At 66.4% G+C, this 20,601-nt stretch carries 6 protein-coding genes; all 6 read right to left on the reverse strand.

Features of this window, described 5'->3' with window-relative positions; genetic code table 11:
- Positions 1–139: 139 nt before the first annotated feature.
- Positions 140–493, reverse strand: a complete 354-nt coding sequence (gene frdD, locus OG874_RS15920) for a fumarate reductase subunit FrdD (RefSeq protein ID WP_330255918.1) — start codon at positions 491–493, stop codon at positions 140–142.
- Entirely contained in the window at positions 490–882 is a 393-nt protein-coding gene (locus tag OG874_RS15925; RefSeq protein WP_330255919.1) for a fumarate reductase subunit C, read from the reverse strand. Before OG874_RS15925 ends, frdD begins: the two co-directional genes overlap by 4 nt.
- A complete protein-coding gene (sdhB, locus tag OG874_RS15930) occupies positions 879–1,622 on the reverse strand; it encodes a succinate dehydrogenase iron-sulfur subunit (RefSeq protein WP_330255920.1) in 744 nt (247 codons plus the stop codon). Before sdhB ends, OG874_RS15925 begins: the two co-directional genes overlap by 4 nt.
- Before the next feature lie 5 nt (positions 1,623–1,627).
- A complete protein-coding gene (gene frdA, locus OG874_RS15935; protein WP_330255921.1) occupies positions 1,628–3,370 on the reverse strand; it encodes a fumarate reductase (quinol) flavoprotein subunit in 1,743 nt (580 codons plus the stop codon).
- A gap of 25 nt (positions 3,371–3,395) precedes the next feature.
- Positions 3,396–3,629, reverse strand: coding sequence for a hypothetical protein (locus OG874_RS15940; RefSeq protein ID WP_330255922.1), 234 nt, complete (start codon positions 3,627–3,629; stop codon positions 3,396–3,398).
- Between the two features lie 98 nt (positions 3,630–3,727).
- Positions 3,728–20,338, reverse strand: a complete 16,611-nt coding sequence (locus OG874_RS15945; protein ID WP_330255923.1) for an amino acid adenylation domain-containing protein — start codon at positions 20,336–20,338, stop codon at positions 3,728–3,730.
- Positions 20,339–20,601: the final 263 nt, after the last annotated feature.

Here is a 20,601-nt window from a genome sequence, read left to right on the forward strand (position 1 = left end):
TCAGAGATAAATTCGTCCAGATTCCAGAACAACCAGTGCGACCACTCCCACTGGCGGTTCAGTCGGCGAGGGGCACGGCCACGGCCACTGACTGGCCACCGAATTCAGGACCACGCCTCCTACCAACGCATCCCGCGTGCTAGACGCGAAGCAGGATATAAGCGGCCGTTCCCGAGCCGATGACGGCGGCGCCGTAGCAGGCCAGGATGATCAACGCGCTGAACCGCTCGAGCCGCAAGCCGTCGTACAGCATGTACCGGAAGCGGTGTGCCCAATGGAATAGCGCCAGCACACAGAGTCCGAAAAGGACCAGCCGGGTGACAGGATTGCGCAACACCGAGAGCAGGTATGCGTGGTCGGGCGCGGGAAGCCAGCCCAGTGGGAAGGCGAGGCCGAACAGGAACAGCAGCACCGGTATGAGCAGTGCAGCCGCCATCCCGCCGGCGCTGAACAGCAGCCACCCCAACGGTTCCACGGACTTCCGTTTCGTCATCGCAGCACCACCAAAAGCACGGTCGCCGTCAGCAGACCCCACAGCAGGTAGTGCAGCCCAAGGATCACGACCGGTGCGATGCGCCGGTTCCGCACACGCACCACCATCGCCTTGGGCGCAAGGTTGAACCAGGTGACCGTGTGCAGAAGCACGAACAGCAGGGCGATCATGTTCAGCGCGACCACCCCCGGGCCGGCGCTCCAGTTCAGAAACCGTTGGTACTGCTCGCTTCCGGAACTGACCGCGTTGACCAGAAGCAGGAGGTATACCACGAACCAGGCGACGAACACGCTGCTGAGTTCGCGCAGGACGAAGATCAGGTATGAGCGGCGTCGCATCCACCAGAACGTGGAGATCGGCTTTCGGTACAACCGGGGTGTCGTGGTCATCGTGCCCGCCAAGGCATGAGGAAATCTCGGAGCGATTGCGTCGCCTCGGTCAGTTTGTAGCGTTGGATCGCGCCGGCCGGGTCTACCCCCTTGGGGCAGGCGGTGGTGCACTCGCCGACAAAGGTGCAGGACCAGACGCCCTCGGCGGACGCGAGAACGTCCCGCCGATCTCCGGCTCCCTCATCGCGCGAATCGAGGTTGTAGCGTTGGGCCAGCGCGATCGCCGCCGGACCGAGAAACACGGGCTCGAGCGCGTAGACGGGACAGGCCGAGTAGCAGAGCATACAGTTGATACACATGCTGTACTTCTTGTAGTCGTCCATTTCGGACGGTGTTTGCAGGTACTCACCGTCTTCGAGTGGCCGCTGTTCCTCCCTGATCAGCCATGGCTTGACCTCGGTCAGCTTGTGCATGAAGTCGCTGATCTCTATGACGAGATCCCGGATCACCGGGAAGTTGCGTAATGGCTCGATCCGCACCGGCCCCGGCGCGTAGTCGGTCAGGAAAGTGGCGCAGCTCAGTTGTGGCTCGCCGTTGACGGTCATGCCGCAGCTACCGCAGATGCCCATCCGGCAGGACCACCGGTAGGACACTGTTCCGTCGAGGTAATCCTTGATGTAGTTGAGGCCGTCGAGCACCGTCCATTCCTTGCGCAGCGGAACCTCGTACGACTGCAATACCGGTTCGTCCTCTCGATCCGGTCGGTAGCGCGCGACCTGCAGGGTTATCCGGTCTACCATCGCCATCACCTCCCGTATACGCGTTCGCCGGGAGGCCAGCGAGTAATCGTTACCGGGAGGTACGAGATACGGCTCGAGCCGTCCGGCTGCCGATGGATCACCGAATGGGCCAGGAATCGCTGGTCGTTCCTGGCGGGAAAATCGGTCCGTTGGTGCGCGCCCCGGGATTCCTCCCGCGCCAGCGCGCAGGCAATGATGCATTCCGCCACATCGAGCATGCACGACAGCTCCAGCACCGCCACCAGTTCGGTGTTGAACGCCCGGCTGTGGTCATCGAGGCAAGCGCTGCCGAACCGATCGCGAAGCTCGCGCAACTTGTCGGCCGCCTCGGCGAGGGAGTCGCCATCCCGGTAGATCCCGGCACTGGTCTCCATCGTCGTCTGCATCTCGGTGCGGATGTGCGCGATGCGTTCGGATCCCTCGGCGTGTCGCGCAAGGTCCTGTTCCAGGCGCTCCTGTTCGGCGCGGCCCAGCGCCAGGACCGCCGACGTCCCGCGGGCCGTGGCCGAGCTCGCGTACTCGGCGGCGGAACGACCGGCTCGCGCACCGAAGACCAGCAACTCGGGCAGGGAGTTCGACCCGAGCCGGTTGGCGCCGTTGATACTGACGCAGGCGACCTCTCCGACGGCGTACAGGCCCTCCATGGGTGTCGCGCCATGGATGTCGGTATGGATGCCGCCCATCATGTAGTGGACGACGGGGCGTACCGGGATCAGCTCCCGGACCGGGTCGATGTTCTGGTACTTCGAGCACAGCTCGCGCACGAACGGCAGTTTCGTGTCGATGAGATCCGCACCGAGGTGGCGGATGTCGAGGTGGACGACGTGTCCGTACGGTGTGCCGACGGTCCGGCCCTTATCGAGTTCGTGCACGAAGGCCTGCGAAAGCCGGTCGCGTGGCCCGAGCTCCATGCTTCGCATCACCGGTGCCGGTGATGGCGTCCCGAGGTCGTAATCCTGCAAGTATCGGTAACCGTCCTTGTTGAGCAGCCAGCCGCCCTCCGCGCGCGCTGCCTCGGTGATCAAGATGCCCGTGAACGGAAGGCCGGTCGGGTGGTATTGGACGAACTCCATGTCCTTGAGCGGCGCGCCTGCCCGGTAGGCCAACGCCATACCGTCGCCGGTGTTGATATTGGCGTTGGTGGTGAACGGATACACCCGGCCGCAGCCACCGGTGCACATGATGACAGCGCTGGCGAGAATGGTTTCGACGCGTCCGGTGGCCAGTTCTATGGCTACGACGCCGCACACCTTGCCGTCGTCGACGAGCAATGTGGTGGCGAACCACTCGTCGTACCTGACGATGTCCTGATAGGACAATGCGGTCTGGAACAGGGTGTGCAGCAAGTGAAAACCGGTCTTATCGGCTGCGAACCAGGTGCGGTTGTTCGTCATGCCGCCGAATGCCCGTACCGCGATGTGCCCGTCCGTCCGGCGGCTCCACGGGCAGCCCCAATGCTCCAGCTGGAGCAGCTCCCGCGGTGCTTCCTCGACGAAGGCCTCGACGGCGTCTTGGTCGCAGAGCCAATCGCTGCCGGAGACCGTGTCGTATGCGTGCTCGTCGAGGCTGTCGCCGCGACCGGCGACTGCGGCGGCGCCACCCTCGGCGGAGACGGTGTGGCTGCGCATCGGATAGACCTTGGAAACGATCGCGATACTCAACCGTGGGCTGTGTTCGGCGATGGCGATGGCCGCACGCAGGCCCGCGCCGCCCCCGCCGACGATCACGACGTCGTGAAAAGCGGTCATGGTGGCACCACCCGGGTGTCGTCCGTCAGGCCTCGAAGTCGGCGCTGCGTTCGTCCATCAGGACCTTGCCGTTATGGCGGACGATTCTGATCCGAACGCTGCCGTCATGGAATTCATGCCGAATCCGGCAGCAGCCACAGTCGTAACGCAGATCGTCGATGATCAGGCCCGCATCGTCGTCTTCGCGGTGGCGAGCCCCGGCCCTCAGTTTCCCGCACGGGGCGCGTTCCCTGCTGAACTGCTCGGTGGCGCTGAGCATTTCCACCTCCTGGCAACCCGGTGGCATACCCGGCTGATAGGTGTAGGCAACTAAGCGTACGCGCATTGCGCCCAGGCCGCAGGAGGGTGGTTCTCGCGTCACAACCACTCGTGCAGGACCTCCGCGATACGCCGGAGCGCCGCATCGGTGGTCATCCGCCAGTGCGTCGTGGCAATCGGATGGTTGTGCACGGAACCCGCCACTGCGGCCATCCAGGTCGCGGCGCCGACGGAGCCCGTCGGATCGTCGTGGGCAGCGGTGAAGTAGACGACGTCCCCGTCGAAGGAACGCGCACGATATGCCGCGCTGAGAGCCGCCGAACCGATAGCTGCGCTCACGACCCGTTCGATCCGCGCGGCCCCGAAGGATGCGAACGGCTCGGGGAGCGTGCTCAACCGCTGTGCCAGCTGGGTCAACTCCACGGTTTCGTCCAGGCCGAATTCCGCGGCCTGATCGCCGAGCAGTCCACCGAGCAGTTCCGGCGCCGTTACCTCGATCCCCGCGAGAGTGGATTCGGCGGCGGTGTCGAGTAGTCGACTGTCCATCATGCCCAGCAGCGCCACCTGCGCGCCCTCGTCCTGGAGTTGGACGGCCATGGCATGCGCGAGCACACCGCCGAGTGACCAGCCGAGCAGGTGGTAGGGACCCGCCGGTTGCACCGCACGAATGTGTTTGACGTATAGCCGCGCCCAATCCTCGATCGAATCCGGCAGTGGGGCCGCCGAACCCAGTGCGGGTGACTGCAGTCCGTAGATGGGCCGATCCGCATCGAGGTGGGCTGCCAGCCCGGCGAACGACCACGCGATGCCCCCGATCGGATGGATGCAGAACAGCGGCTCAGCGGTGCCAGAGGTCCGCAGCGGCAACAGCACATCGAATGCCGCGTCGGCACCGGCACCCTCTGCGCCGCGCGCACGCAACTCCGCGACGATGCCCGCCGGGGTGGGGGCGGTGAACGCCCACATCACCGGAATCGTTTGGGCCACCGCCTCGCTCAACCGAGCCGTCAGCTTGGTCGCGATCAGCGAATTTCCGCCGAGTTCGAAGAAGTTGTCATCCAATCCGATGCGATCGAGACACAGTACATCCGCGAAAATCTCGCAGACCATGGTCTGCAGCGCTGTCGTCGGTGCGCGGTAGGCGCGGGTCCCGAGTTCCGGTTCCGGCAGCGCCGCGCGGTCGAGTTTGCCGACCTGGGTCAACGGGACGTCGTCGAGGACCACGATCGCTGCGGGCACCATATGCGACGGCAAGGTCCGCGCGGCCCAGTGGATCAGCCGATCTGGCTCGATCATCCGGTCCGGGGCGGCCACTACGTACGACACCAGAACCGTTGCCCCAGCGGAATTCTCCCTGCCGACCGTGACGGCGAAATCCACTTCCGCATGGGCGGCCAGTACCGCGTCGATCTCGCCGAGTTCGATTCGGAAGCCACGAATCTTCACCTGGAAATCGGTACGGCCCCGATAGTCGAGTTCGCCGTCGGCATTCCATGCCACCAGATCACCGGTGCGATACATCCGGGCACCCGGCTGAAACGGGTTGGCGACGAAACGATCCGCCGTCAGGTCAGCGCGACCGAAGTAGCCCCGCGCCAACTGCACTCCGGCCAAGTACAACTCACCCGCGACGCCGACCGGAACCGGCCGCAACCGCGAATCCAGCACGTACACCTGACTGTTCCACGCCGGCCCGCCGATCGGCACGACCGGTTCATCGAACCGGCCCACCTGATGGCTGGTGATCGACACCGCCGCCTCGGTCGGGCCGTACAGGTTGTGCAGCGACGCCTCGGGCGCCGCCGCCGCGAACCGGCGCGCCAGCGCGGCAGGCAGGGTCTCGCCGATGGCCAGCACCCGGCGCAACGAGTCCGGCAGCCGACCCGTCAGCAATGCGTCCAGCATCGACGGCACCGCGTGCAGCGTGGTCACGCCCGCACGTGTCATCAGTTCGTTCAGGTACGCCGGGTCGCGGTGGCCATCCGGCGCAGCGATCACCAGGCGGCCGCCGCAGACCGCGGCCGACCAGAATTCCCACACCGACAAATCGAATGTCGCCGCCGTCTTCAACAACACCGCGTCATCGACAGTCAAACCGAATTGCGCTGTCTTCCAGACCAACTGATTGACAATCGCACCGTGTGAGACCGCGACACCCTTTGGGCGACCCGTGGAACCCGACGTGAAGATCACATAAGCCGCGTGCTCGGCGCGCAGCGGCGCAATCCGCTCTCCGTCGGTGATCGGGGCCGCGTCCACCGCGGACAGGTCCAGTCGATCCAGCAGCACCACCGGCGCAGCGGAGGTCCCGAAACCCGCATCGGCATTCGTCAGCACACAAACCGGTGCCGCCGTCCCCAGAATGTAGTCGGTCCGCTGCGCGGGTTGATCCGGATCGACCGGCACGTACGCACCACCGGCCTTGCTCACCGCATACATCGCGACGACCAGATCCACCGAACGCCGAATAGCCAACGCCACCCGCGACTCCGGGCCCACACCCAATGAAATCAAGTACCGCGCAACCTTGTTCACGCGTCCATCCAGTTCACCGTAGGTGATCCGAGTGCCATCGGCAGCGACCAGTGCCGTGGACTCTGGTGTGGCAGCGACCGTCTCGTCCAGCAACACCACCAGTGTGGTGGCCGTATTCAGCTGGTGCGCGGTGTCGTTCCACGCCGTCAGGATCCGTGCACTTTCTTCGGCCGCGAGCAGATCGATCGCACCGACCGGTACCTGCGGATCCGCGATCACGGCATCCAGCACCCGCACGAACCGCTCCACGAAACTCTGCACCGTCGACTCGTCGAACAGGTCCGTGGCGTAGGTGAAGAAGCCGCCGATACCCGTCGGCACACCGTCCTCGTCGTAGCTGTCGGCCACGATCACATGCAGATCGAACTGCGACAGCTGTCGATCCGTTGCCAACTCCGCGACGGTCAAGCCCGGCAACTCCATCCTGGCCGGGGCCAGATTCTGGAACGACAGCCCCACCTGGAACAGCGGGTGTCGCGCCGTCGAGCGCACCGGATTCAGCACTTCGACCAACCGCTCGAACGGCACATCGGCATGGGCGAACGCTTGGACGTCGATATCACGTTGCCGCGCAAGCAACTCCGTGAAACCCACACCCGCATCCACCCGGGCACGGAACACCAGGGTGTTGACGAACATACCGATCAGATCGTCCAGTACCGCCTCGCCCCGACCCGCTATCGGTGTACCGATCGCAATATCGTCGGTGCCCGACAATCGGGCCAGCAGCACTGCCAACGCGGTATGCACAACCATGAACAGCGTCGCGCCCTCGGCCCGTGCCAACCCCGCCAGCGCCGCATGCGCACGCGCATCGATGCGCAGCTCCACTCGGCCGCCCGCGAACGACTGCACCGCCGGACGCGGCCGATCTCTCGGCAACTCCAGCTGATCCGGCAGGTCGGCAAGGGCCCACCGCCAGTAGGCGATCTGCTCGGCCGCCATCGACCCCGGCTGGTCCTCGGTGCCGAGCAACGCACGCTGCCACACCGTGTAATCCGCGTACTGCACGGCCAGCGGCGACCAATCCGGGGCCTGCCCCAGCGCACGAGCCGCGTATGCCGACGCCAGATCACGAGTAAGCGGACCACCGGAGTAGCCATCACCCGAGATGTGATCGACGACCATGGCCAGCACGAATTCGCCGTCCGCGACCCGGAACAGCACGGCGCGGACGGGCACCTCGGCAGTCACGTCGAAAGTCGTCGAAACCAGTTCCAGTACAGCCGATTCCACCTCGGCGGCACCGACGGTCCGGACCTCCAGCCGCGGCACGTCGGAGTGTCCGGGCGCCAGGATGACCTGCACCGGATCTGCTGCACCCGAGTCACCCACCCCCGGCTGCGGATACACGGTCCGCAGGATCTCATGTCGCACGACGACATCGGTGAAGGCCTGGCCCAGCGCAGCGATATCCAGATCGCCCGTCAAGCGGATCGCGACAGGAATGTTGTAGGCGGTCGACTCGGTATCGAACCTGTTGAGAAACCACATCCGCCGCTGTGCAGGCGACAGCGGAATACGGTCCGGCCGTCGGCCTGCCACCAGGGCGCGGCGACTCCCGGAACCGGTGAGCTGCGCCACCTCCCGCGCACAACCCGCAACGGTGGGCGCCGTGAACAGCACACGCACCGGAACCCGGGCATCCACCGCCATGCCGAGGCGAGCTGTCACCCGCGTGGCGAGCAGCGAATTGCCGCCCAGCTCGAAGAAATTGTCGTCGGCGCCGATCCGCTCGATGCCGAGCACTTCGGCGAAGACGTCGGCTACGGCCCGCTCCGTTACCGTCGACGGTTCCCGGTAGGTGCGCGCCGCGAACTGTGGTTCGGGGAGGGCATTTCGGTCGAGCTTGCCGACCGCGGTCAACGGGACCTCGTCGAGCACCACGACCGACACGGGGACCATATGCGACGGCAGGCTCCGTGCTGCCCACCGCACCAGTTGATCCGGATCCAGCGCCCGGCCCATCACATACGACACCAGAATCGTGGCCCCGCTGGGGTTTTCGCGCCCCAGGGTCACCACGTAGTCCACGTCGGGGTGTGCGGCGAGCACCGCGTCGATCTCCCCGAGCTCGATGCGGAAGCCACGGATCTTGACCTGGAAGTCCGTGCGGCCCAGGTACTCCAACTCCCAGCCGGTAGCTGCGGCATCCGGTACCTCGACCCATCGGACCAGATCGCCGGTCCGGTACATCCGGTCGCCCGGCGCACCCCACGGATTCGCGACGAAACGTTCCGACGTCGAGCCGGAACGCCCGTGATAGCCGCGCGCGAGTGCCGGGCCCGCCAGATACAGCTCACCGGTGACACCAGGGGGCACCGGGTGCAACCGCTCATCGAGCACCGCCGCCCACCCGCCGGGTACCGGACGGCCGATCGTGACCCGTTGTCCCGCAAGCAGAGTCGTATAGGTGGCGCCGATCGTCGCCTCGGTCGGACCGTATCCGTTGATGAAGCGGCGACCCGGCTGCCACCTGGCCAGCAGTTCGGGAGTGGTGGCCTCGCCACCTGCCGACACCACCTCCAAGTTGTCCAGGCCGGAAGGATCGACAGTGCCGAGCAGCGCCGGGGTGATGATCGTATGCGTCACCCGTTCGCCGCACAGCAGGTCATGCAGTTCGGTGCCGCCGACGATCTCCGGTGCGGCGATCACCAGGGTGGCGCCGCTGTAGAAGGCGCTGGACCACTCCTCGACCGATTGGTCGAAACTCGGCGAACACACATGCAGCATCCGATGTTCCGGCCCGAGTCCGAGCATGTCGACGGTGTGGCCGATGAGTCCGCCGAGCCCGGCGTGGGTGACCGCGACCCCCTTGGGTAATCCCGTCGACCCCGACGTGTAGATCACATAGGCCGGATGCGACATGCGCAGCGGCGCACGACGGTCCGCGTCGGTCACCGCGGCCGCCGAGTGGGCGGCGCAGCGAGCGAGCACGGCAGGATCATCGAACACCAGCCAGTCCACCGCGTCGGGTAGACCGGCCTGCCGAGCGACCGTAATGCCCACCACCGCACCGGAATCGGCCACCATGTGCCGCACCCGGTCCACCGGATAGGTCGGATCGATCGGCAGATACGCGCCACCCGCCTTGGCAACCGCCCATACCGCGGCGATCATCTCGTACGAACGTCGCATCGCCAGCGCCACCACCGTCTCCGGCGCGACACCTCGATCGATCAGTACGCGCGCCAGACGCGACGACAGCTCGTCGAGCTCACCGTAGGTGAACGCCCGCCCCGCGTCGCGCACCGCGACTCGATCACGCCCGAAATCGACTCCCCGGGCCAGCAGATCCGGCAGCAGCCCGACGGCAACCGGGGCGCCGCCATCCATCCGGGTCAGCCACTTGTACTCGTCGTCGGCCAACAGCGGCAGATCGCTCACCCGCGCCGTGGGCTGGTCCACGATCGCCGCCAGCACCCGAACGAACCGCCGGGCAAACATTTCCGCTGTACCGTCATCGAAAAGATCACGCACGAAAGACATCTCGCCGCGCATCTGGGCCGAGTCACCATCGGCGGCCGAGATGGCCAGTGCCAGATCCCCGACCGCATCCGACGGACTCTCGAACGACAGCGCCACCTGGAACAGGGGATGCCGACCCGGCGACCGCCGCGCTCCCAGCAGATCGACCAACTCGTCGAATGGAATACCGGCGTGCGCCAAACCTTGCAGTTCATCCTGGTGCGCGTCCGGTAGGAGGTCGACGAAGCGAGCGCACCGATCCACGCGGGTACGCAGTACCAGCTCGGCTCGGTGGCCGCCCGGCATCGGTGTCCCGATCGCGATGTCGTCGGCGCCTGATAGTCGCGCGAGCACTACCGCCAATGCCGTGCGCACCACCGCGGACCATGTCACGTCCGCCGTGCGCGCAAGCCGTCGTAAACCCAGGTGCACCTCGTTCGGCACCGAGAACTCCACCCGCCCACGGACATCGGACCGCACCGCGATGCGCGGCCGCTGCGTTGGCAGCTCCAGCCGATCGGGCAGGCCCGCCAATGCGGTGCGCCAGTACCGGGACCTGGTGATCGGGTCGTCCAATTCGGCGTCGAACAGCAGCGCGGTATCGGCCGCGGTACGGTCCGGTGTCGCGAGGAGATCGCCGAGCACGCGGCGAAGCCGATCGGCCACGGCCTGCGCTGTCGCGTCGGCGACGATATCGCGCCGGTACTTCACCTGCACCAGCGTGCGGGTATTCAGGAAGACGACAACGGTGATCGGATAGTGCGTGAAATCGGCCCCGCGCATTTCCTCGATCCGCAACCCGTCGATGGCGCCGCTGGCCTGCTGCAGCCCCTCGGCGTCGACTGGGTAGGACTCGAAGACCAGCATGGTGTCGAACAGTTCACCATGGGGGATGGCAGCCGACGGAGCTTGCGTAGTCGGCGGGGTGGGTGAGCACGGCGGGATGGCAGCCGACGGAGCTTGCGTAGTCGGCGGGGTGGGTGAGCACGGCGGGACGGCGGCCGACGGAGCTTGCGTAGACGGCGGGGTGGCGATGCGTTGGATCGCGCCGAGTCCGATGTGGTGATGTTCCAGCAGCGACGCCTGCTCGGCCTGCAACCTGTCCACCAGGGCCCGCACCGTCGTATCCCGATCGAACCGGATCCGCACCGGGATGGCATCCACGAACAGGCCGATCATGTCGCCGATGCCGTCGAGTTGCGGTGGTCTGCCGGAGACGGTCGCGCCGAATACGACATCGTCGCGTCCGGTGCTACCGGCGATGACCAGACCCCACGCCGCCTGTATCACCGTGTTGGCGGTGACCTCGGCCGTAGCCGCGTACGCGGTGAGCGCCGAGGTCTGTGCGGTCGACAGATCGAATTCACAGAGGCCGAACCCGTCGCCGGCTGCCGCGGGCCACGCCAGTTCAGGGGCGAGCATGGTGGCGGTGGCGCCTGTCAACACGTCCGACCAGGCGCGTACCGCGGCCTCCCGGTCTTGCTGCGCGAGCCACCGCAGGTAGTCGCGGTAGGGCCGTACCGGCGCGAGCAGTGCTGTGTCGCCGCCGGTCGCGTACAGGACCAGGAGCTCCTTCATCAACAACGGCATCGACCAGCCGTCGAGCAGGATGTGGTGTCCGGTCAACACGAGGTGGCTGTGCTTACCCACCCCGCCGACTCCGCCGTCTGCCATCCCCGAGTGTCCGGAGTCGGTGGTGTACACAGTGAACCGCAGCAGCGGCGCCACCGCCGGATCGAATCCGCGGCGGCGCTCGGCAACCAGCAGGTCCGGCAGCTCGGCATCGGACACGCCGTCGACAATCTGCCACGGCACCTCGACCCCGTCCACCACCAGCTGCACCGGCGTCCCGTCGACCGTGGGTACGAAGGCCGACCGCAGGTTCGCGTGCCGGTCCAGAATGGTCTGCGCGGCTCGGCGCAACCGACCCATATCCAGCTCGCCCGTCAGCCGCGCCGCCAGCTGGATGATGTAGGCGTCGACCGAACCGTCCAGTAGCTCGATAAGCACCCGCAGCGAGCCCTGCAGCGGCGACAGCGGCAGCACATCCGACAATCCAGGATGGTTCCGCCGCCACTGGTCCAACTCGACCTGGGCGACTCGCACCAGCGGCACATCCGACGGAGTCAGACCGCCGGCAGCCGGATCCGTCGAGTGGGCGGCAATCGCGGTGAGCGCGGCCAGCCAGTCCTCGGCCAGCTCGCGCACCGCCGCCTGGTCGAGAATCGCGGCGGCAAAGGTGAACGACGCCACCATCCGCGGGCCGTCCGAGGTATCGCTGACGATCGTGTTGATGTCGATCACCGCGGACAGTGGGAGGTCCGGATTCGGCTCTGCGGCAATGGCTCCCAGTTCTCCAGTCGGCAACCAGCCCGCATCCGACAGACCGTCGGCCACCGCACCGGCGGAGACGCGGCCGAGGTAGTTGAAGCTGATCTGCCCGAGATCACCGGCCAGCGCGTCGGCGGTATCGGGATTCAGATGCCGAAGTAGGCCGAAACCGATGCCTCGATCCGGCACGGAAAGCAGTTGCTCCTTCACCGATTTCAGCACCGCGGCGGTCGCCTCGCCACCGGCGAGGGCGGCCGCGGTGTCGATCCCGGACAGGTCGATAGCCACCGGACTGACGCTGGTGAACCAGCCCACAGTGCGGGTCAGGTCAGCCCCGGGCACCGCGTCTTCCTCGCGACCGTGCCCCTCGATCCGCAGCCGAGTGACCGGAGCATCGATACCGCGCCGCGCCCGCCAAGAACGCACCGCCATCGCGAGCGCCGCGAGCAGACTGTCGTTGGCACCGCCTTGGTACAGCGCGGGAACCTTGGTGAGCACCGCGTCGGCGACCTCGACCGGAACCCGGATATCGAACACGCCCCTGGTCTCGAAGGCATCGGCGACCGGGTCCAGGGCACGCGCACCGAGCAGCGGATCCGGCGTGGCCAACACCCGCTGCCAATAACCGACCTCGGCGGCACGGTCGGCCGTGGCGGCCGCTTCCACCAAACCGTGCGCCCAGCGCCGGAAGGAGGTGCCGACGGTGGGCAATGCCACCGGCTGCCCGGCGGTGCGCTGCGCCCACGCCAGCACCAGATCCGGGATCAGGATGCGCCACGACACACCATCGATCACATAGTGATGGACCGCGACGGCTACCGCATCGCGCGCATCGGGCCTGCGCAGCCACGTGAAGGTGATCATCCGGCCCGCGGCGGGATCCAACGCGGCCAACGCGGAATCCATGGCCGCGTTGGCAATTCGGTTCAGCTCGGCCTGGTCGACACCAGCGGGCACCTCGACCTCGGCTACCGGCGCATCGGCCTCGACGGCAGCACGCGCCAACACCTCGAACCGCCACGACCCGTCCACCTGCCACACCCGCGAGCGCAGCACATCATGATGATCGAGCACCGCGCCGACAGTGGCCACCATACCCGCGCGATCGATCCCCTCCGGCAAGCCGAGCACCATGCTCTGGGCGAACCGACTGAACGAACCGTTGGCGAGGAACCAAGCAAGCACCGGTGTCAGCGGAACCGCGCCGACACCACCGCCGGGCAACTCCGCCAACACCACCGCCGCCGACTCGTCACCGACCACGGCAACACGAGCCAACCCAGCAACTGTCTTCTGCTCGAACACATCTCGCGCGGTGAACACCATCCCCGCTGCCTTGGCCCGCGACACCAACTGGATCGACATGATGCTGTCACCACCGACCGAGAAGAACGAATCGTCCACCCCGACCCGCTCCACACCCAGCACCTGCGCGAAGAGCTCGGCAAGGCGCGACTCCACCGCACCGACCGGAGCACGCGACACCGTCGACGTGAACACCGGCTCCGGCAACGCTTTACGGTCCAGCTTTCCATTCGAAGTCAACGGAATCCGGTCCAGCACCACAATCGCCGCGGGCACCATATGCGAAGGCAGAATCCCCGCCGCATACTCTCGCAGCCCGACCGGATCCACGACCCGCCCCGGCGCCGCGAGCGCATACGACACCAACGCCGTTGCACCACCTGGCATTTCACGACCCAGGGTGACCACGAAATCGATATCGCCATGCCGGCCGAGCACCGTATCGATCTCGCCGAGCTCGACACGGAAACCGCGGACCTTCACCTGGAAATCAGCGCGACCGACATAGTCGAGCTGCCAATCCGCCGACGGAAGGGCCACATTCCCCGCCCGATCCTCGGGTGCCGCGTACCAGCGCACGAGGTCGCCGGTGCGATACATCCGCGAACCCGGCCCACCCCAGGGATTGGCGACAAACCGATCCGCGGACAACCCGGCACGGTTCCAGTAGCCACGAGCCAACGCGGCACCGGCCAGATACAGCTCACCCGCAACCCCGGGCGGTACCGGATTCAACCGCGAATCCAGCACGAACGCCGAGCTACCCAGAATCGGCTTACCGATCGTGATGTGCTGCCCCGCAACCAGTTCCACATTCGACGACATGACCGTCGCCTCGGTCGGACCGTAGGCGTTGAACAACCGGCGGCCCGGCTGCCACTTGGCCAACAGCTCCGGGGTCAGGACATCCCCGCCCACGAACAGCACTTCCATCTGGTCCACACCGGCCGGGTCGACCGTGCCGAGCACCGCGGGGGTGATGATCGTGTGCGTCACCCTCTCGGTCCGCAGCAACTCACCGAGTTCGGGTCCGCCCAGGACAGTCGACGGCACGATCACCAACCTCGCCCCGACCGAGAACGCGCACATCCATTCCATCACCGACGGATCGAAACTCGGTGAACAGACATGCAGGTACCGATGGTGCGGCTGGAGGCGGTATTGACCGACCGAATGTTCGACCAAACCGCTCAACCCGCCATGGGTTACCGCGACCCCCTTGGGCAAGCCCGTCGAGCCCGAGGTGTAGATCACGTAGGCCGGATGCTGCGTCCGTAACGGCGCAATCCGCTCGCCATCGGTCACCGTGTCGGTGGACTTGCCAGCGCACAACACCGCGGTCGCCGGTGCATCCAGCACCAGCCAATCCACCTCATCGGGTAACCGGTCGACATAGTCCGACCCGGTAATGCCCAGGGCCGCACCAGAGTCCGTCAACATGTGCCGCACCCGATCCGCGGGATGAGCCGGGTCGACCGGCAGGTGCGCACCACCGGCCTTGGCGATCGCGACTGCTACCAGCACCATCTCGTAGGAACGGGGCAGCGACACCGCGACCGGCAGTTCGGGACCGACACCCCGATCGATCAAGACTCTCGCCAACCGCGAGGACTGTTCGTCGAGTTCGCCATAACTGATCGACCGACCCTGGTATCGCACCGCAACCCGGTCCCGCCCCAGGGCGACTCCACGGGTCAGCAGATCAGGCAGCAACCGGGGCGACCGCACATCATCGTCGTGGACCTGGGTCAGCAGGGCCAGTTCGTCGTCGCCGAGCAACGGCAGGTCACCGATCGGGTCCCCGGGGCGGTCTACCGCGGCTGCCAGCAGCCGGAGGAATCGCTCGGCGAAAACCTCCACGGTGCGCCGGTCGAACAGATCGGACGCGAAAGAGAGGTTCGCGGCGATGCCCGCACCGTCTCGGTTCTCCCGAATGTGCAGCGACAGATCGAGCGACCCGCGTGCGACGGGAGTCCGATCACCGGCGGACAACATCGTCTGTACCAGCGGGTGACGCGCATCCGACCGGACCGGATCCAGTAATGCCACCAACCCGTCGAAGGGCAGGTCGGCTCGTGCGAATGCCTGTAGGGCAATGTCTTTCGCCTTCGCGAGCAGATCGTCGAAGGAGATTTCACCTGGCACTCTGGTGCGCAGTACCAGCGTGTTGACCGATCCGCTCGTTTCCGCGGGGGTGCCGATCGCGATGTCATCGGTACCCGATAGTCGCGCAAGCAGTACCGCGAAGGTCGCGTGTACGACGGTGAACACCGTCGTGTCACGTGTCCGCGCGACATGGTGTAGTCGGTGCTGCAGATCCGCACCGATCTCGAACTCGACGCCGGACTCCGCAAGAGAGGACGCCGCAGGCCTTGGGCGATCCGTGGGCAGGTTCAGCTCATCCGGCAGCCCCTCGAGCGCGGTGCGCCAGTAGCGCGTCTGCGAGATCAGATCGCTGCGCTCATCGAAGATCCGATTGATTTCCGCCGGCGTGCGCTCGGGCGTCGCCACGAATGCACCGATCAGCACCCGCAACCGGTCGGCGAGCGCCTGCGCGGTCGCGGTGGTGATCATGTCGTGCCGATGTTGCACCCGCACATGCAGTTGGGTGCCCATCTCGACCTGGACAGCCACCGGATAGTGGGTGAAGTTGCCACCTTGGAGATCGACGACTTCCAGCCCGTCGATCGTCCCCTGGGCCTGCCGCAAACCATCGGTGTCGACGGGATACGACTCGAAGGCCACGAGAGAATCGAACAACTCACCAGCACCAGCGGCCCGCTGAATATCGGCCAACCCGATGTGATGACAGTCGAGCAGCGAAGCCTGTTCGGACTGAAGCCGAATCAGCATTTGCCGCACCGGCGCATCGGAGTCGACCCGAACCCGAACGGGGATGGTGTTCGCGAACAGGCCGACCATTTCGTCGACCCCGTCGACCTGCGGCGGCCGCCCGGAAACCACCGCGCCGAACACGACATCATCGCCACCGGCACAGGCCGCGAGCACCAGACCCCATGCTGCCTGGACCACTGTATTGACGGTGACCTCGGTCGCGGCGGCGAACCTCAGCAGCGCCGCTGTCTCCGCGGGTGACAGATCGGCGGCGCAAACCCCGTGGCCATCGGCGGTCGTCGCGGGCGGCGGCATGGTCGCGGCCAGCCGAGTCGGCGTCAGACCTGCCAGCGCTTCGCGCCACGTCTGCATGGTGGCGTCCCGGTCGTATCGCGCCAGCCAGGCGAGATAGTCCCGATACGGCCTGACTCGCGGCAGCGGCGTCGTAGCGACTGCTTGCGGGTCGCTCGAAAGGGTCGAATCACCGTCGGCCGCATAGGAAACCAGTAGTTCCTTCATCAGCAACGGCATCGACCAGCCGTCCAACAGAATGTGATGCGCGGTCAATACCAGATGTACGCGTCCGGAGTCCGTGCGATACACCGTGAATCGCAGCAGTGGCGCCACCGTCGGATCGAATCCGAGGCGCGCTTCGGCGGCCAGTAGCGACGCCGGATCGGTGTCCGGTACGTCGACGATCCGCCACGGGACCGCCAGACCCTCGGCAACGATCTGGACCGGGGTGCCCTCGGCCGAAGTACCGAACGCGGCCCGCAGGATCATATGCCGATCCAGCACCGCTTGCGCCGCCCGACGCAGGCGATCCAGATCGATCACGCCGGACAACTCGACCGCCAACTGCAGCAGATAGGGATCTGCCGAATCGTCCGAAAGCTGTATCAGGAAAAGCAATCCGAGCTGCAGGGGCGACAGCGGCAGGACATCGACCAGTCCCGGGTGCTCGCGCTGCCAGATATCGAGCTCACCCTGGGTGATCCGCACGAGCGGGACATCCGCCGGCGTCAGGCCACCGGCCGCGGGATCGTGTACATGTCCGGCAAGCATGGTCAGTGCGGCCACCCAGTACTCGGCCAGCTCCCGCACGGCGGCCTCGTCGAGGATCTCCGACGCATACGCGAACGACGCATTCATCTGCGCGCCTGCGTCGGTATCGGTCACGATCGCGTTGATATCCACCACGGCGGGCGCGGGCATCGCCCGATCTTGGTCGGCCTCCGGTGCGCCCCAGTCGGCGGTCGGCAGCCAACTCCGATCCGTCAGCCCTTCCGGCAAGTCGCCCGCAGAAATCCGACCGAGATAGTTGAAACCGATCTGGCCCAACGCGCCGTCGAGCTCATCCGCGACCTCGGTGTCGAGATAACGCAGCATGCCGAAACCGATGCCTTTATCCGGCACCGCGAGTAACTGCTCCTTCACCGCCTTGAGCATCGCCGCGGTCACGTCGCCGTTGTCCCATGCTGCATCGGCGTCGATGCCGGACAGATCGAGCACCACCGGATACATGCTGGTGAACCAGCCGACAGTGCGGTTCAGATCGGCGCCGGCAACGGCGGTTTCTTCACGACCGTGCCCCTCGAGCCGTACTCTTGTCGCCGCGGCATCGACACCTCTTTTCGCCCGCCATGAGCGCACCGCCAGCGCCAATGCCGCGAGCAGACCGTCGTTGGCTCCACCCCGGTACAGCATCGGCAGCTCGGTCAGCACCGCATGGGTGACCTCGGCCGGCACTGCGACGGTGAAATGCCGCACCGTTGCCGCGGTGTCGACGCCCGGGTCGAGTGCCCGCGTGCCCAGCAGCGGATCAGCGACGGCCAGAACCTGCCGCCAGTACGACAGCTCGCTGGTACGGTCCGCGGCGGTGGCCGCCTCGACCAGACCGTGCGCCCACCGCCGAAACGACGTGCCGACGCCGGGCAGGGCGATCCGGTGCCCACCATCGCGTTGCGCCCACGCGGTCACCAAGTCCGAGATCAGAATGCGCCACGACACGCCATCGATCACGTAATGATGCGCGGCGATGATCAGCGCATCCCGGCCGTCCGGTCGAGACAGCCAGGTGCACGCGATCATCCGGGCCGACGCCGGATCGAGCGTTTCGAGGGCGGAATCCATTGCCGCACTGGCAGTTCCGCACAACTCATCGATGTTCAGACCCGCGGGCAGGTCGATCCGAGTGAGCAGCGCGTCCACGTCCACCGCACCCGGCGGCAGAGTTCGGAGCTGCCATCGCCCGTCGGCAGACCACACCCGTGCGCGCAGCATGTCGTGGTGGTCCAGTACCGCGGCAAGCGTGGCCACCACACCGGCTCGGTCGATATGCTCGGGTAGTGCGAGCACCATGTGCTGGGTGAACCGGCCGAACGACCTCCCGCCGGCCAGATAGGCAGCCAGCACCGGCGTCAGCGGAATCTCCCCGATACCGCCGCCGGGAAACTCCGCGAGCCTCGGCACGGGCTCGGCACCGACCACCGCGACCCGCGCCAACCCGGCCACGGTGCGCTGCTCGAACACATCCTGGGGGGTGAACACTATCCCTGCCGCACGGGCCCGCGACACCAGCTGGATCGACAGAATGCTGTCTCCACCGGCGGCGAAGAACGAGTCCTGCGCCCCGACCCGCACACCGAGCACTTGGGCATACAACTCGGCGAGTCGAGATTCCACGGCGCCCACCGGGGCACGCGACACCGCCGCCTCGAACACTGGCTCGGGCAACGCCTGCCGATCAAGCTTTCCATTGGAGGTCAAGGGGATCGCGTCGAGCACAACGATTGCCGAAGGCACCATATGGCCGGGCAATGCGGCTCCCGCGAAGCGCAGGAGTTCTCCGGCATCGATGGAAATGCCGTTCCGCGGCAGCACATAGGAGACCAGTACGGTCGCGCCCGAGGGCGCGACCTTGCCGAGCGTCGCGGCATATTCGATATCGGGGTGATCGGTCAGTGCGGCGTCGATCTCACCGAGCTCGATACGGAAGCCGCGGATCTTCACCTGGAAATCCGAGCGGCCGAGATATTCGATTGCGCCATCGGCGATGCGGCGCCGCACCAGATCGCCGGTGCGATACATCCGCACACCAGGGGAACCGGCTTCCCCACCGAATGGATTGGCCACGAATCGTTCCGCCGTGAGCGCCGCCCGCCCCAGATAGCCCTGTGCCAGCGCGGGACCGGAAAGGTAGAGCTCGCCGGTCACCTCGGCGGGTACCGGCCGCAACCGCGAATCCAGCACCACCGCGCCGACACCCGCGAGGGCGGTGCCGATGGTGATCGGCTGCCGAGGCACCAACTCGGCGCTACCAGTGGCGAGAATGGTGACCTCGGTGGGCCCATAAGCATTGTAGAAAGACCGCCCCGCGACCGCCCACCGCTCGACCAGCCCGGGGCCGAACGCATCACCCGCGACGACCACGACCCGCAACGCGTCGAGTCCGACCGGATCAACCGACTCCAGCGCCGCGGGCGTGATCAGCATGTGCGTGACCCGCTCACGACGTAACAGGTCGGCGAGGTCGGCGCCGCCGAACACCGTTGGCGGGGACACCACGAGCGTCGCGCCGGAACTGAAGGCCAGCAGCAGCTCGAGCACCGATACGTCGAAGCTCGGCGAACAAACGTGCAGCACCCGCGAATCGCCATCGACCGCATAGCGCTCTCGCTGCGCGTTGACCAACATCGCAAGACCTGCATGGGTCACCACGACGCCCTTCGGGCGACCGGTGGAGCCGGAGGTGTAGATGACATAGGCCGGATGCTGTTCGGTCGGTGTGCGCACCCGATCGACGTAGGAGATCGGATGTGCGGGTCGTGCCGCGATCCGCTCCCGGTGCAACGGATCATCGATGTCGAGCCAGTCGATCCCGGTGCCGAGCCGCGAGCGATGCGTCGAGTTGGTGAGCCCCAGTACCGCCCGAGAGTCGGCGATGATGTATGCGCTGCGCTCGGGCGGCAGGGTGGGATCGACCGGCACGTAGGCCGCACCGGTCTTGGCAATAGCCCATACGGCCAGTACCGATTCGATCGAGCGGGTGAAGCCGACGGCAACGATGTCACCGGGGCCCACGCCCCGATCGATCAGTTCCCGTGCCAGTCGCGATGACGACTCGTCCAGCTCCGTGTAGGTGAGTTCGCACTGATCAGCCGGTTCGCCGGTCGGGTTGTAGCTGATCGCAATCGAGTCGGCCGCGGATTCGACCGCGGCGAGCAGCAACTGCACGAAGAGCGGGCTACTCGATCTGCGACGAATTCGACCCCGAACACTGCGACGAACCCCATCCATTCGAGTACTACGTTCCTCTCGCATCGAGCCCGCAGGTTGTGCCGAAACCCACGAACCCGGCTGGATCCCGGCACACCGTTGGCGGACCAGTGTCGAACAAAGCGCGAAGGAATCGATTTTGGAGCATTTGTGCCCTATCAAATCACAGGCAGCGGCGCCACGACGTCACAAGGGCTTCCGTCCGAGGCAGAGCACTCACC

The organism is Nocardia sp. NBC_00565 (assembly GCF_036345915.1).
GTDB lineage: Bacteria > Actinomycetota > Actinomycetes > Mycobacteriales > Mycobacteriaceae > Nocardia.

Coding starts and splice junctions, on each gene's coding strand:
- frdA (WP_330255921.1), bottom strand. CDS start 3,370: ATGACCGCTTTTCACGACGTCGTGATCGTCGGCGGGGGCGGCGCGGGC.
- OG874_RS15925 (WP_330255919.1), bottom strand. CDS start 882: ATGACCACGACACCCCGGTTGTACCGAAAGCCGATCTCCACGTTCTGG.
- OG874_RS15940 (WP_330255922.1), bottom strand. CDS start 3,629: ATGCTCAGCGCCACCGAGCAGTTCAGCAGGGAACGCGCCCCGTGCGGG.
- frdD (WP_330255918.1), bottom strand. CDS start 493: ATGACGAAACGGAAGTCCGTGGAACCGTTGGGGTGGCTGCTGTTCAGC.
- sdhB (WP_330255920.1), bottom strand. CDS start 1,622: ATGGTAGACCGGATAACCCTGCAGGTCGCGCGCTACCGACCGGATCGA.